The following is a 15160-nucleotide window of genomic DNA, read 5'->3' as shown; positions in this document are numbered from 1 at the left end:
TCAGGCCGGCTGGGCGCCGAGCACCCGACGCGCATGGTCGGCCACCAGCTCGCGCCAGGCGGCGGCGTCCATGTCCCCGGCACGCGCCGGCGGCACGAGCGAGACCACCCGCGCAATGGCCGCGTCGAGCTCCTTGCCGCGGCGCAGCGCTTCGGCGTAGGGCACGTTGGTGAAGCTCACCAGGTTGTAAAGCGGCGTCGCGCGCTCGGGCATTTCTTCGCCAAGCTGGGCGTGCACGGCTTGCTCGACCCTCTTGTGGTACAGGAACGCCTCGTCGGCGACTTTTTCTCGCATCTCGACAAAGTTGGCGATGGCCATGTCGGCGATGGCGTTGGCGTGCTCGACCCGCGATTGCCAGAAGGGATCCATCACGCGTTCGATGTCGCCGCCGGCTTCTTCGATCATCTCCGCGAGAATGCGGCAGTCTTCGAAGGCCGCGTTCATGCCCTGGCCGAAGAAGGGCACGATGGCGTGGGCCGCGTCGCCCAGGATGAGCGAGCGCCCGCGCCGCCAGGGCTCGCAGCGGACGGTGACGAGGCTGCTGGTGGGGTTGGCGCGGAAGTCTTCGACCAGCGTGGGCATGAGCCAGCGCGTGTCGGGGTAGTGCTCGTCGAAGAACAGGCGCAGCGCCCTGTCGCTCAGCGGCTCGACCGCGTCGAAGCCGTGCGCCCCCTCGTAGGGCCAGAAGAGCGTGCAGGTGAACGAGCGATCGGGATTCGGCAGGGCGATCATCATCGACGCGCCCCCGCCGCGGCCCGGCCAGATGTGCAGGCCCTTGGGGTCCATCGCGTAGCCGTCGAACTTCTCGGCCACGCCATCGGGCAGGTCGGGCAGATCCTGCGGCGCGGGAATATGGAGTTCCTTGTAGCCCGCGTCGAGGTAGTGCTGGCTGTAGTCGAAGCGGTCGGTGACCTGCATGGCCTGGCGCACGGTGCTGAACGCGCCGTCGGCGCCGATGATCACGCGACCCTGCAGTTCCACCTCGCCTTCGGGCGTGTCGAACGTCGCGCTGGCGTTGTCCAGGTCGACGTGCGTGCAGCGATGGTCGAAACGCAGTTCGACGCCGGGCGTCTGCTCGGCGGCGTCGAGCAGGGCGATGTTCAGCCCGCCGCGCGACACGCTGCGGATGGCGTCGGCAGGGTCCTGGCTGTAGGGCTGGAAGACGGTGCCCCGGCCGGTGGCGTCGGTGAGCGTCTTGGGATGCATGATGCGCCCGGGCATCGGCAGGGCGTCCTGCAGCACCTGGTCGGCGATGCCCGCGGCCTCGAGGGCGGTGATGCCGCGAACCGAGAGGGCCAGGTTGATCGACCGCCCGCCCACGTAGCCGGCCGCCCGCGGATCGCCCCGCCGCTCGGCGACGACGACCGGGAAGCCCTGCCTGGCGAGCAGGACGGCGAGGAGCGAGCCGGCTAAGCCGGCGCCGATGAGGAGGATGGGGGCGGGATTCGGGGTCGCGTTCATCGGCCGATGGTAGGGATTGGCCACGTTCCACCCGCCCTGAGAGCCAAGAAGCCCCGCACACACCCTCGCCCGGACGGCCGGACCACGTGTCCCGCGCTGGTTTCCCCTCGCCAACCCGGCCCGGGCGAACGCCAGGGGCCGCGGGACGCGTGCCCCGCGGTGCGAACCGCGTGCCCCGTTCAACGGGGCACGCGTCCCGTTGGGCGGGGCGAGCGGCCCGTTCGGGAGGGCGTTCGCCCGGGCGGGGTGGGCGGGCGGTCCGTGGGGATGGGCGTGGCGGTGGAGATCCTGGCTCGAGAGGCGGGCGGACGAGGGTCAGTCCACGATCACCGCGGCATCGATGACCCGGCCGGTCTGAGGGTTCAGCCGGATCACGAGCCATCGGCTGTCGATGGCGAAGAACGACCCGTCGTCGCCGAGGTGGTACGCCCTGTCCCAGCCCGCGAAGTCGCGCTCGTATGAAGTTCCAAAGCGCTGCTCGATCTCGGCGACCTCGACCGCACGACCGCGCTCTGCTTGGCGAACGATGGACTCGGCCGCGCGCACCAGGGCGGGCGGACGCGTGAGAAAATAGATCGCCACGAGCGATGCCACGATCAACAGCGGCGCGAGTGTGATGACGATCGTGCGTGTGCGAGGCCTGCTCATGACGGAATTGTACAGGCAGGTAAAGGCGACGGCCCCGGAGTCTCCCCCGGGGCCGTCATGTGGTCGCGTGCGGCCTGTAAGCCGAGTTCTGTCTCTGCCCCGGCGCGAACGGCCCTCCGGAACAGATGACGGCCATTTCTCTGGCCACGCCGTTGCCGGCGTGATCGGGGCATGAATCCGGCAATGCCGGGCCCCAGCGGTCTACCCGCCGCCTGCCGCCCGGGCCGGGCGTCGATGGCCGATTGCTCGACCATCGCGACGGCTGCGTGACCTTGCACGCGGTGGGGTTTGCCGTGCCCCGTCTGTCGCCAGCCGGGCGGTGCGCTCTTACCGCACCATTTCAACCTTACCTGTGCGCTCGCAAGCGAACGCCATCGGCGGTGTGTTTTCTGTGGCACTGTCCCTCGCCGGCTCGCGACCTGACTCTCAAGAGAGCCACGAGTTCCGACGGGTGGGCGTTACCCACCACCGTTGCCCTGCCGTGCTCGGACTTTCCTCGAGTGCGAAGATTGCTCATCACACCCGCGACCGTCCGGCCGCACCACTCGTACCCCCTACTATACGCGCACCGCCGGAGCACCCGACTTTGGACGCCACCCTCGCCATTTGGGCCACGCCGGAACAAGCGCCGCTGCTGCGTGCGCTGGCGACCGAGCTGGGCGCGTCGATCGTCGCCGCCGCCGCGCCCGTGCGCGCCCACGGCACGACGCTGGCCGACGACTTGGGCGCGACGTTCGCCGGCGATCTGCTGGACCTCTTGAACACCGACGCGAGGGCCGTGCTGCTGGCCACCGCGTGCGAGGGCTACGGCGAGGCGTTGCCCCAGGCCGTCGCGCGGGCGGCCGCCGAGGGAAGGCGCATCGCGACCCTCTCGCCGCTGCCGATGCCGCCCAGCGACGCGGCCGAGGCCTGGCACGCGCCCATGCAGGGCCGCGTGCCGACCGAGGCGGTGCGCTTCGGGCCGCTGCTGCGCCACAGCCCGGCCGTTCAAGAAGCGCAGGAGACATTGGTTGCGTTCGGCGAGGTCCGCAGCGCGCTGTTCGCGGGCTTCCGAGACCCGACGATGGCCGGCCAGGGCGCGACGGGCGCGCTGCTCGTCGATGCGCTGGACCTCCTGGTTGGCATGCTGGGCGAGGCCGAGCGTGTCGAGGCTTCTCTCAATGGCCCCACGAAGCCGAGCGCGAGCCTGTCGCTGGGCTCGCTCACCGGCGACCTGACCGCCCACGCCCGCTTCGACAACGGCTCGTCGGCGGCCATCATGCTCAGCGACCGCGCGGGCGGCTGGCAACGCCGGGCCACGCTGCTGGGCGAGGCCGGCCGCCTCGAACTGGGCGACGACGGCCACCGCTGGATCGACCCCGCGGGCAAGATCATCGACAGCACCGAACGCCGGGCGCGATCCCAAACAACCGATCACGACCGCGCCGCCATCGACGCGCTGGTCGCGTTCCTGTCACCCCTGCTCGACGGCCGCGCGACGCCGCCGCTGGATACCCAGCATCTGGGCCCGATGGCGGCGGCTGTGCTGCTGAGTGCTCGGACGGGGCAGGCGGAGAGCCCGAGCACGCTGCGGGCGATGGTGTAGGGCCCGACATGCAATTAAATTCATGGTAGGTTTGCGCTGCCAGAGTCTCAATTTCGCTATTGACTTTGAACGCAGCAGTACACGCTCGCAAGAACTCTGATTCCGCACATCATCTCACACTAGCCGGCGAGAAGCAAAAGATGAATCATGTCGTCATTAAGTTTGCGAAGATCTTCGGAGTACTCGCCATTATCAGCATCGCCCTCCAAACATGTATTGGAACAGCATTGAGCTTTCGGGCCGGTGCCGACGAAGCGAATCAAGACGTCGAATGGCACACCGTGCAAGATTTTATGGCTACCGAAGGGGCCATGATTCAGATCAAAGATGGCGAAGCGACGCCTATCAGCGGCCAAATTCGCGCCACCAAGCCTTCAGTACAGCGATGGCTCCAGCTGGGTGACCTCTTTGCCCTGCTGGCGCTGGCCGTGCTAATCCCCGCCGCGGGGAGAGCTCTGCCACCAGCAAGAGCAAAGTCTGATTAGTCGTCCCGGCCATCTCGGTCGTTCTGTGCGGGTATTTGCATTGTATGTGATCCGCGTGATCACACACACATTCCGGACCGAACTAGTCAACCCTGGTCAACCGCGCATACTCCAAAATCAACGTCTTCACCCCTATCCCCTTGAATTCCACCCGCGCCCTCGCACCGGTTCCGGTGCCGCAGCTCAGCACCTTGCCCACGCCGAACTGGGGGTGGCGGACGCGTGAGCCGACCCTGAGGGCGGCGGTCTTCGGCTCGTCGTCGTCGCCCCAGGGGTCGAAGTCGTCGCTCCCCCCACGACCACCTCCACCAAAATCGCTGAAGTCGTCCGAGCGGTCGCTGAAGCTCACGTGTTCTGCATCTTGCTCGCCGATCTCGCTGAGGAAGCGGCTGGGGATCGTCCGCTCGGGCACGCCGCGGACGGCGCGCACGCGGGCGCTCGTGATGAGCAGCCGCTTCATGGCGCGGGTGATGCCCACGAACGCGAGGCGGCGTTCTTCTTCGAGCTCGGCCTCGCTCTCGCGGGCCCGGCTGTGCGGCAGGGTGCCCTCTTCGAGGCCGATCATCGCGACGGCGGGGAATTCGAGGCCCTTGCTGGCGTGCAGGGTCATGAGCGTGACCGCCCCGCCCGCCGCGTCGACGGCGTCCTGGTCGCTGACCAATGCAACCGTCTCGAGCCAGGCACGGAGCATCGCCAGCAGCGGCGGCGCCTCGGCGTCGTTGCCCGCGCTGGCCTGCTCGGCATCGGTAAACGCGAAGGGGTCGCCCGCGGGGTCGTACTCGCGCTCGAACTCGGCGGCTCCAGTAATCAACTGGTCGAGGTTGTCCAGCCGGCTCTCGTCCTCCTCGCCGCCACTCTTGGCACGAGACTGGTACATCGAGCGCAGCCCGCTATCGTCGATGACCCGCGCCACCAGGTCGGCCAGCGTCGCGCTGACCTCGGCGCCCATGAAGCTGCCGTGGCCGGTCCAGCCGTGCACCATCTCGACGAACTCCCGGCAGCTCTTGCCCGATCGGCTGGTCACCTCGGCGTGCTTCTCGGGCTCGCGAAGCAGGTCGAACAACGGCACGCGGGCCATGTTGGCCGCGGCGTCGAGCTTGTTCAGGCTGGTCTTGCCGATGCCGCGCGTTGGGGTGTTCACGATGCGGAGCAGGGAGATGTTGTCGGCCGGGTTCGCCACGACGCGGAGGTAGGCGATGGTGTTCTTGATCTCTTCTCTGTCATAGAAGGCGGTGCCGCGGGCGATGCGATACGGCACCGCGTGCGAGCGCATGGCGTCCTCGATGACGCGGCTCAGGGCGTTCGTCCGGTAGAACACCGCCATGTCGCGCCACTCCAGGCCGTCCTCCGCACGGGCCTTGAGCCAGTCGGCCACCAGCTCGGCCTCGTGCCGCTCGTCCTGGCACAGCACGGCCTCGACCGGCTCGCCGCCGGTGCTGCTGGTGAACAGGTCCTTGTGCTTGCGGCGTTTGTTCTTGACGATCAGCGTGTCGGCGGCCTTGAGGATCGGCGCGGTGCTGCGGAAGTTTTCGCCGAGGGGGATGACCTCGCACGCCGGATACTGCTGCTCGAACTCGAGGATGTTGCTGATGTCCGCCCCGCGCCAGCCGTAGATGGACTGATCGGGGTCGCCCACCACGCAGAAGTTGGGCCCCGCCTCGCCTCGCCCGTCTTTTCCGGCTTCGCCGGCTAAGAGCGCAGCAATCTCGAACTGGGCGCGGTTGGTATCCTGGTACTCGTCGATGAGCAGGTACTGCCAGCGCTCGCGGAGCTCGGCCCGGGCCGTGTCGCTCTTGCGGAGCAGTTTCGCCGTCAAGAGCAGGAGGTCATCGAAGTCCACCGCGCCCGCCGAGCGCATCGCCTGCTGGTAGGCCTCGTAGATGCGCGCGACCTGCTTGGTGTAGAAGTCCATCGCGTTGGTGGCGTACGCGTCGGCGTCCTGTAGCTCGTTCTTGGCGCCGCTGATGGCGTTGAGCACGCTGCGCGGGGCCCAGTTGCTGCTGTCCATGCCCAGGTCCTTGATGGTCCGCTTCATGAGGGCCACCTGGTCGCTGGTGTCGTAGATGGTGAAGTCGGGCTTGAGGTGGGGCAGCGCGTCGTCGTCGGCGTATCGCCGCAGCAGGCGGGCGCACAGGCTGTGGAAAGTGCCGATGGTCAGCCCCCGCGTGCTGCGGGCGTCCATGCCGTCCTGCCCGCCCAGCAGTACGCCCACGCGCTCGCGCATCTCGGCGGCGGCCTTGTTGGTGAAGGTCAGCGCCAGGATCGACCACGCCGGCACGCCCAATCGAACCAGGTGCCCGATGCGCCGGGTGATGACCCGGGTCTTGCCGCTGCCCGCGGCCGCCAGCACGAGCACGGGGCCCTCGGTGGCCAGCACGGCCCGCCGCTGGTTCTCGGTCAGGTCGGCCAGCAGGGGGTCGTTGTCGGGGTCGGCGTGGGGGTCGATCCGGGCATCTCCCTCCGGCCCGTACGCGTGCGGGTCATAGGGGTCGTGCTCGGGCGTGGTCGTGCCATCCGTGGCGTGGGCGTGGTCCATGGGGCACAGTATGGACCCACCCGGCGCACGTCCGCCCATCGGCCTCGCACGAGCGACAGGTGCCTACGGGCACCCGGCATCGAACGCGTTCTGGAAGGCGAGGAAGTCGAAGATCGTCAACTCGCCGTCGCCATCGAAGTCCGCCGCGGGGTCGCCCATGTCGAAGAGGTTCTGGAAGAACAGGAAGTCGGATGCTGAGTAGGCGCCGTCGCCGTCGAGATCGGCCGCGCACCGGCTCGGGTCGCGGCCATACAGGATGTACGCCTTGCCGGCATCGTCCACGCCGCCCGCGTCGTTGTCGTCGGCCCCGATGATCAGATCAAGTACGCCGTCGGCGTTGATGTCGCCGCCACCCGAGACGTCGCTGCCCGCGCTGTCTTGCGTTTCTTCGCCCTGGAATCGGACGACGCCGCGACCCACCAGCGTCTCGATGTCGGTCAGCGCACCAAACCCGCCGCCCGAGCGACCCGAGACCAGGTAGGCGAACCCGACGCGACGATCTCCGTCGTACGAACCAGCGGCGCCAATGAGCAGATCGTCCACGCCGTCCTGATCGACATCACCGACCGATGCGATCGCGTTGGCCAGGTTGGCCCCGCCGCGCGGGCCGACCAATTGGAAGCCGTTGTCGCCGTCCAGATCGGTCAGGTCGAACACCGATGGCAGCTCGCCGGCAACGCCGTAGACCACGTAGCACGCACCATTACCCCTGGAGGTGTCCGGGCCCCACGCAGCGGCGCCGACGGCGAGATCGTCGATGCCATCGTCGTTCAGGTCGCCCGCCGCCGAGAGCGCACTCCCGCTGGCCACGAACTGGACATCGCCCAGCAGCCGCGCGCCCTCACCCGCGCCCAAGCGCGCAAGCTCCACCACCGGCGGGAACCCGCCCGCGCGGCCGTACACCACGTAGGTCTGGCCCTGGCCCCCGGCCCCACGCACATCGGCCTCGGGCGCGCCCACGGCCACGTCGGCCACGCCATCGGCGTTCACATCGCCCACGCCGGCGACGGCCCGGCCCGCGCTCTCGCCGGTCGTGCCAACGAGGCGGAACCCGTTGACCCCATCCAGCATGGTGAGATCGATCAACCCCGGGAACCCATCGCGCGAGCCATACACTACGTAGGCCTCGCCGATGCCCCGCGGTGCACCGATGATCAGGTCGTCCAGCCCGTCGCCGTTTACGTCCCCCGCGGCCGAGACCGACGAGCCGCTGCTGCCGATGCCGGCCAGGGCGACGCCGTCGCTGCCGTCCAGGTCGGACAGGCGCACGTCGGGCGGGAATCCACCGGCGCGGCCGAAGACGACCCAGGTCCTGCCCGAGCGCGTTCCGGCCGCCCCGGTCGCGAAGGGATCGCTGAGCGCCAGGTCATCGATGCCGTCGCCGTTGAAATCACCGGCCGCCACGACGACCGCCCCGGCATTGCGATCCGGCCCGATGAGCCGGAACCCCAGCACGCCATCCAGGTCGCTCGGCCCGATCTCCCCGGGCAGCGAGCCGCCGGCGGTCGGCCCGCGACCAAAGAGCACGTAGGCCTCCCCGCCCGCGCCGGCGCCGCTGGCGCCAATGGCGACGTCGTCGATCCCGTCGGCGTTTACATCGCCCACCAGCGCGACGGCGCCGCCGACGCCATCGCGGATCGCCGCGCCGTTGAACGCCGCCCCGGTGCGTCCATCGACGCTCGACAGCTCAACGATGGGCTCGAAGGGCTCGCTGAGCGCGCCCTGCGCGCAGGCATCGGGCGTGCTCGCACCGATCAGCGATCCAACGACGACCGACCCCAACAACCAGCGACCACAGCGCGTGTCCATCTGCAACCCTCCCTTGCCTGCCCGCTCCAACGGATGCTCCCTTCCAGCATACCACAAACCAGAGTGAGTTTCATGAGGAAAATGTGAAACGACACGTGAAGCATCGACTTGCCCGCCGCTGACGGTGGGTCAACCAACGATGTTACGGATGATGTATGGGAATGCCGCCTTCTACCGGCACCCCGCGTCGAACGCGTTCTGGAACGCCAGGAAGTCGAAGATCGTCAGCTCGCCATCACCATCGAAGTCGGCGGTGGGGTCGCCCGCGTCGAAGAGGTTCTGGAAGGCCAGGAAGTCGAAGATCGTCAGCACGCCGTCGCCATCGAGGTCCGGCCGGCAACGATTGATCTCCGCCAAGTAGATCCCGTCCTCGCCCAGGCGACTCAGCCCCACGTTCATCACGACCCGATCGCCCGAGAGGGCGCGCGGGCGGAGGTTGAAGTTGTAGACCTCCTTGCCATCGGGCAGGGCCTGGCCGGCACGCAGGATCTCGATGATCTCGCCGTCGATCCACACGTACAGCGCGACGACGTCGCCCGCGTGCGTCTCGCCGCGGAAGAGCACCGTGTCGCCGTCGACGGCGATGCCGCTGACGAAGCCGAACGTCTCGCCGCTGGGCATCGTGTCGCCGCGCTTGACGACTTCCTGGAGCGTGCTCGAGCCGCCCCACAGGTACAGGGCCGAGTAGAAGTCGCGTGGCAGGCTGCCGCTTGAGCCGCCCACCAGCACGCGCTCTCCGTCGGTATCGATGGCCGCCACGATGTCGAACGCCACGCCCGCGGGCGCGCCCACCATGGGCTGGCCCTCCTGGGCGAGCAGCGTGGTTTGTTCGGTCGACGCATCCCACACCCACGCGCCCCAGAGCGCGCCGATGTCCGAGCCGGTCGCGATGCCCCAGAAGGCGACCAGGTTCCCGCCCGCGCTGGGCGGCTCCACGTCGAAGTACGTGCCACCGCCGGGCGCGGCGATGCTGCGCGTGGCGATGGGCGTGATCGCCCCGCCCAGAGTCGTGAAGAACAGCGGCTCGCCCGCGTATCCCGCGTCGCGATACGCCACGCCCGCGTCGTTCTGCGCGGGCAATCGCGGGATGCGCACGCCGGGGAAGAACTCGTCGATGATCACGCTGACCTCGCCCGCGCCACCCGCATCGGCGAGGTACAGGCCCTCCCACTCGTTGGTGAAGAACTGGGCTGCGCCGGGGAAGACCACTTCGTCGCCGCGGATGGTCGGGTTGGTCAGGCTCTTGAAGACCTCGCCATACGTCGGGCTCACGGTCGCGTCGGTGTCGGCCAGGACGATCGTGTCGCCGGTCACGACGTTGCGCACGCACACGGCGTCGTCGCCGTCCATCGTGCCCACGTAGAAGGCGATGCGGTCGCCGTCCATCCCCGCCAGCCCGCCGCCGCCGTAGCGGTAGCCGTTGGGCAGCGTGTCCTCCTCGCCGATGACTTTCGTGATGGTGACGCTCTGGGCGCACGCGAGGGGCGCGGCCGAGCACGTGATGGCGACGGCGGCGGCCATCGCGCGGGCGGTGATCGGTCTATCCATGTCTTTCTTCTCGCTTCCGGGGTCGAGGGGCGTGCCACCGGAGCATACGTGCAACACGCGCGCCGGCTGCACCCGAGCACGAACGTTGCACACGCGATCGCACATTCCCCGCTTCATCGGCCACGCATGGCCTATGGCCGGCCACGAGGGGCCGCCCGCGGGCCGCGATCCCTACGGGCACCCCGCGTCGAACGCGTTCTGGAACGCGAGGAAGTCGAAGATCGTCAGGCTGCCGTCGCCGTCGAAGTCCGCCGCCGGATCGCCCATGTCGAAGAGGTTCTGGAACGCGAGGAAATCAAAGATCGTGAGCACGCCGTCGCCGTCCAGGTCGGCTTCGCATTCGCTGACGATGTGGTCGGCGCGTTCGGCCAGCAGGACGGACAGCGCGCGCTGGTGCTGCTGGGGGGTCCAGGTTTCGAGGCAATCGAGATCGGAATAGCTCATCACGTTGCGCGTGTCGGGCGCGAAGAACTGCCGGCAGCGCGAGGCCGTGCCCGTGTAGATGCAGTCGCGCCCGACGACGCCGCGCAGGTCCGGGTCCGCCGGCGTGTCGCACACGAGGTCGCCCGCGGTGGCGCAGTTGCTCCCATCGGGGCACTCGGCCCCGAAGAACGTCTCGTGCGTGTGGTACAGGTCGAAGTAGTGGCCCACCTCGTGGGGCGTGGTCGGTCCGCCCATGCACGCGGCCTTGATCACGATGCCCTGGATCGCGTCGCCCGAGAAGCTCGCAAAGCCGCACAGCAGCAGGATCTCGGGCACGTAGAACACGTTCACCGCGCCGGGCTCGTTGAAGCGGCTGCGCATCAGGTTGAGGTCGTCCAGGCTCGGAAACTCGTAGAACTGATCGTCGTCGATGAAGCGCACGGGCCCCTCCTGCACGAAGCCGAAGCCCGCGGGCGCGAACGCGTCGTTCATCGCCTGGAGTTCGGCGGGCAGCAGCGCGGGATCGACCCCGCCCGTGCGGTCGCTGGCGCGCACGATGTGGAAGACGACGCGCACGCGCAGCGGCGCATCGGTGCGCGGCGGGAAGGCCTCGAGCGCCGCCGCGAGCACCCCGGCCCGCTCGCGCTCGGCGTGCCGCCGGCCGGTCGCCTCGGTGAGCCGCGTGCCGCAGAACGCGTCGCCGTCGTGTGCCCCAAGGGCGATCTGGCCGAACGCGGGCGCAGCGGCCAGGGCGGACGCGATCAGGCACGCGGCCATCGAGGCCACGAAGGGGGGCGGCGGGCGGCTGGGCATGGTCGGCGTCTCCTCCACGAACACACGGGCCGCCCGTCGGCCGCCCGGCGTCCAATATACCAGGAACGGGGCCGGGCCGCAAGGGGAAGTTCGGCCGGCCCCATCCGCCGGGCCGCCACGAGGCCCGCCCCGTCCGGATCGGCCCCCGGCGGCCGTGCGAGCGGCCCTGGCCGCGCCGCTCGGTTATCCAGGCGCTCCGAAGGGGCCTCGCGCGGCGGCGATGGGGCCCCCGGTGGCGGAGACGGTCCTTCGGGCGGCGGTGACGGAAGCCCGGGTGGCCGTGACGGAAGGACCGTCAGCGGTGACGGAAGGACGGTCAGCGGTGACGGAAGGACGGGTGGCGTGAACGGAAGGACCGTCAACGCTCACGGAGAGACGGGTGGCGGTGACGCAAGGACGGGCAGGGCAGCGCGGAGGACCGTCACCGGGGTTCTCGGGCCTTGCACCGCCGTGGTGGCGTGCGGCGGCGGGAGCGTTTTTGCGGCATTCTTCGGCGAATCTTCGCGTAACGCGGCCTTGACGCCCGCGTATTTGACTTCGTAGTCTCGATTCCATCGCGGGGGTCCCAGAGCCGGTGCGGCGTCGTGCGGGTCCGAGTGCCGCCCGCACGCACGCACTCGGAGGGGACCCGCCATGGCCACGCACGCCTACCGCGCTCGCTCGACCGCCCGCGCTTCGCACCGCCGGAGCACCCCGCTGGCCACCCTGCTCGCCCTCGCGGCCGGGCAAGCCGTGGGCACGGCGGCATTGGGGCAGGCGTGCCCCCTCGCTGATGTCTTCGGGGACGCGCTCGTCGCGGCGGCGATCGATCGGCCTCGCGCCGTCGTTCCCGCGCACCTGAACGGTGACGGCCTGATCGACCTCGTCGTCGTGAGCGCCGACGAAGGCGTTGTCGTTCTCCTGGGCGATGCGCCGGGATCGTTCGGCACGCGCGCGGCCTATCCGGTCGGCAACGCGCCGCTGGACGCCCGGGTCACCGACCTCGACGGCGACGGCGATCTGGATATTGCGGTCGGCCTCGTGGGCGAGGATGGCGTCACGGTCCTCCGCAACGACGGGGCGGGCCTGTTCCCCGACAGCGAGCTTTGGGTGACCCCTGGGATCGCCATCGATCTCGCCATCGACGACTTTGATCTCGACGGCGACTTGGACATCGCCGCCAGCAACGGCGCCGACGCGACCGTGACCGTGCTGTTCAACGACGGGCTTGCATCGTTCCCGTCAACGACCACGCTTCCCACCGGAGCCGTCACATTCGGCACCGCGAGCGCCGACCTCGATCTCGATGGCAATCCGGACCTTGTCGTCACCAACCGCGACGACGACACGGTCGGCGTGCTGCTCGGGGACGGCGCGGGGGGATTCGCACCGCAGGTCGTCTATCCGGCGCGCGAGTGGCCGCGATACGTCGAGGTCGTTGACCTGGACGGCGATGGCGATCCGGACGTCGTCGTGGCTGGCGCTTTGAGCAACGACGTCACCGTGCTGCTGAACGCCGGTGACGGAACGCTGGTGCCCTCGGGCACGCGTGCCGTTGGCAACGAGCCCTCCGGCATGACGGTGGGCGATGTCGACGGCGACGGGCACGACGATGTGGTGGTGAGTTGCATCGACGCCGTCGGCGCGTTCCTGCTTCGCGGCGATGGCGCGGGCGGCCTTGCGGCTGCCGAGTCGATTCTTGGCGCGACCCAGTCGGGCTACGTCGCGCTGGCCGACGTTGATCGAGACAATGATCTGGACCTGTTCGCGTCGGCCCTGTCGCCCGATGCCGTGCTGCTCTTGAAGAACCAGTGCCGCGCGACGACCGACCCGGCCTACTTCGCCAGCGGCTCCGGTCCGGACCTGATGGCCGACGCCGGCGTGATCACGATCGACTCGAGCGCCACGCCACCGAGGCTGACCGGCCCCAGCGCCGCCATCGTGGGTTCGGTCCTCGGCGATGGTTCGGCCTTCTTCGACCTGGGCGTCGTCAACGTCGGGCCGGGCGTCCAGTGGGACATTTCTGGTTCCCGGCCGGTCACGATCGCAGCCGTGGAGATGACGATCGGCGGGTTCATCGACGTGCCGCCCGGCGAACTGGGCGGCGGAGATGGCGGCCTGGGCGGCGCCGCGCCGAGGACTGCCGGCGTGGGCGGAGTTCCGGGATTGGAGGGTGGTCGCGGAGGTCCGGGCGGGTTCGGGATCGACGGGAGCTGCATTCCGTGCGTCGGACGCGGCCGGGCCGGGGGCTCGGGAGATTCGGGAACGCCGGGGCTCTCGGGATCTGCGGGCGAGAACGGTCGAGCCGGGACCCCCGGCGACCCGGGTTTCGGGGGCCCCTCCCAGACGACCGCAGGGGCTGGTGGCGCGAGCTCGGGCGGCGCCGGCACCGCGACACCCATGGGCGGCGATGGAGGCTTGGGTGGGACCCCGCGAACCGGCAGTGGTAGGGATGGAACCTCAGGCGGTTCCATCAGCGGACGACCCGGTGGCGCGACTGACGGTCAAGCTGGTCAAGCCGGCGGTGGTGTGTCCGGCGGGACATTCGTGCCACTTTCCGCCAGCGGTGGTGCAGGCGGCGGGTCCGGTGCCGCAGGTGGCGGTGGCAGCGGCGGCGCTGCGGGCGGCGGAGGTGGCGGAGGCGGTGCGGGCGGTCAAGATTGCTCCCGCTGCGACTCTGGCGGTCGCGGCGGCGGCGGCGGCGATGGCGGCCTCGGGGGGAGGGGAGGCGATGGCGGCCTCGGCGGTGCCGGTGGGCCAGGCGGCAAAGGCGGCGGCAGCCTCATGCTGACCGCGCTGACGCGCATCGTCCTGCCACCGCTCATGACAAGCGACGGTACCGCCGGAATCCCTGGTGCCGCCGGTCTTGGCGGAAGCCCCGGCGCCGCGGGGACGCTGGGCGAGCCAGGGAGCCCTGGGAGGTTTGATGGCACGACGGGGGGCGATGGCGGTGACGGCGGCGACGGTGGTCGCGGTGGCAACGGCGGCAACGGCGGGTCCGGCGGCGGAGGTGGTGGCGGTGGCGGCGGCTCCATCCTGATCGAGGCCAGCATCGTCGAGGTCGACCCCGTCGGCGGGCGCTTCGTGGGCAGCCAGCGCGGCGGCGGCGGCGGCCAGCCGGGCGTCAACGATGGGGCCGATGGTCGCCTCGTTATCATCGCCAACAACGACCTCTTCGGGCTGGACATCGATAACCAGGGACAGACGTTCCTGATCGTCGGCAGCACGGCCCTGCTCGACGACAACCCGCTCACGGGCACGCGCACCCCGCTGCTTCCCGCACTCGTCGGCGACCCGTCCCCGGCGGGCGTGGCCGCCGAAGCAACCGAGGCGCTGCAGTGGAACGATATCGAGGCGGTGATCCTCGACGAGGCGCCCGCTGCAGACGTGGCGCTGGCGGCCGTCGATTCGATCTTCCCCGGGCTCGACCTCATCTCCATCGTGAATCGCGGTGATACCGCGATGGAGATGGTCACGCTGACCACGGGCGGCCTGCCCGGCATGCTCGAGGCGATGGACGTGCCCGCCGGCGGCCTGCTGATGGCGACGGTCCCGGGCGGCGCGCTTCTGGACCCATCGATCACGGTGTCGTTCGAACGCGGCGGCTCGACGTTCGACGAATCTTTCGACACGACCGGCCAGGCCCTGCCCTTCGCCATCGCGCTGGAGGACGCGTGCCGACCGGACATCGACGGCGACGGCGATCTGACCATCTTCGACTTCCTGGCCTTCCAGAACCTCTTCGACGCCGGCGACCTGGCCGCCGACTTCGACGGGGATGGCAGCCTGACGCTGTTCGACTTCCTCGCGTTCCAGAACGCGTTCGACGCGGGATGCCAGTAAGGCATCGCCACGGCAAGTTCATGCTGGCCC

The 15160-nt window shown here is 69.6% G+C and carries 9 protein-coding genes and 1 other RNA gene; 3 read left to right on the top strand and 7 right to left on the bottom strand.

Annotated features, from left to right (window positions below):
• From RIE32_10740 to rnpB, 3 genes are all read right to left on the bottom strand, one after another.
• Complete coding sequence (locus tag RIE32_10740) at nt 1–1461, bottom strand: NAD(P)/FAD-dependent oxidoreductase (GenBank protein MEQ9096727.1); 1461 nt, start codon at nt 1459–1461, stop codon at nt 1–3.
• Between the two features lie 315 nt (nt 1462–1776).
• On the bottom strand, nt 1777–2109 hold the full coding sequence (locus RIE32_10735; GenBank protein ID MEQ9096726.1) for a hypothetical protein: 333 nt from the start codon (nt 2107–2109) through the stop codon (nt 1777–1779).
• A 60-nt stretch (nt 2110–2169) separates the two neighbouring features.
• Nucleotides 2170–2653: RNase P RNA component class A (gene rnpB, locus RIE32_10730), an RNA gene on the bottom strand.
• A 42-nt stretch (nt 2654–2695) separates the two neighbouring features.
• Here rnpB and RIE32_10725 point away from each other — a divergent pair.
• Both RIE32_10725 and RIE32_10720 read left to right on the top strand, forming a co-directional pair.
• Nucleotides 2696–3694, top strand: coding sequence for a hypothetical protein (locus tag RIE32_10725; GenBank protein MEQ9096725.1), 999 nt, complete (start codon nt 2696–2698; stop codon nt 3692–3694).
• A 140-nt stretch (nt 3695–3834) separates the two neighbouring features.
• Nucleotides 3835–4179, top strand: a complete 345-nt coding sequence (locus RIE32_10720; protein ID MEQ9096724.1) for a hypothetical protein — start codon at nt 3835–3837, stop codon at nt 4177–4179.
• Nucleotides 4180–4261: 82 nt separating this feature from the next.
• On the opposite strand, the gene RIE32_10715 is transcribed toward RIE32_10720, so the two are convergent.
• The 4 genes from RIE32_10715 to RIE32_10700 form a co-directional block, all read right to left on the bottom strand.
• Nucleotides 4262–6715: a UvrD-helicase domain-containing protein gene (locus RIE32_10715; protein ID MEQ9096723.1), complete on the bottom strand. Its 2454-nt coding sequence runs from the start codon at nt 6713–6715 to the stop codon at nt 4262–4264.
• A 63-nt stretch (nt 6716–6778) separates the two neighbouring features.
• The gene (locus RIE32_10710; protein MEQ9096722.1) at nt 6779–8524 is read right to left on the bottom strand and encodes an integrin alpha; all 1746 of its coding nucleotides are present in this window, start codon (nt 8522–8524) and stop codon (nt 6779–6781) included.
• Nucleotides 8525–8695: 171 nt separating this feature from the next.
• Nucleotides 8696–10072, bottom strand: a complete 1377-nt coding sequence (locus RIE32_10705; GenBank protein ID MEQ9096721.1) for a GC-type dockerin domain-anchored protein — start codon at nt 10070–10072, stop codon at nt 8696–8698.
• Nucleotides 10073–10243: 171 nt separating this feature from the next.
• Nucleotides 10244–11308, bottom strand: a complete 1065-nt coding sequence (locus RIE32_10700; protein MEQ9096720.1) for a GC-type dockerin domain-anchored protein — start codon at nt 11306–11308, stop codon at nt 10244–10246.
• Between the two features lie 633 nt (nt 11309–11941).
• On the opposite strand from RIE32_10700, the gene RIE32_10695 reads away from it, so the two are divergent.
• The gene (locus RIE32_10695) at nt 11942–15130 is read left to right on the top strand and encodes an FG-GAP-like repeat-containing protein (protein MEQ9096719.1); all 3189 of its coding nucleotides are present in this window, start codon (nt 11942–11944) and stop codon (nt 15128–15130) included.
• The last annotated feature ends 30 nt before the right edge of the window (nt 15131–15160 follow it).

The organism is Phycisphaerales bacterium, assembly GCA_040221175.1.
Lineage (GTDB): Bacteria > Planctomycetota > Phycisphaerae > Phycisphaerales > UBA1924 > JAHCJI01.
This window is presented reverse-complemented; position numbering and strand designations above follow the sequence as displayed.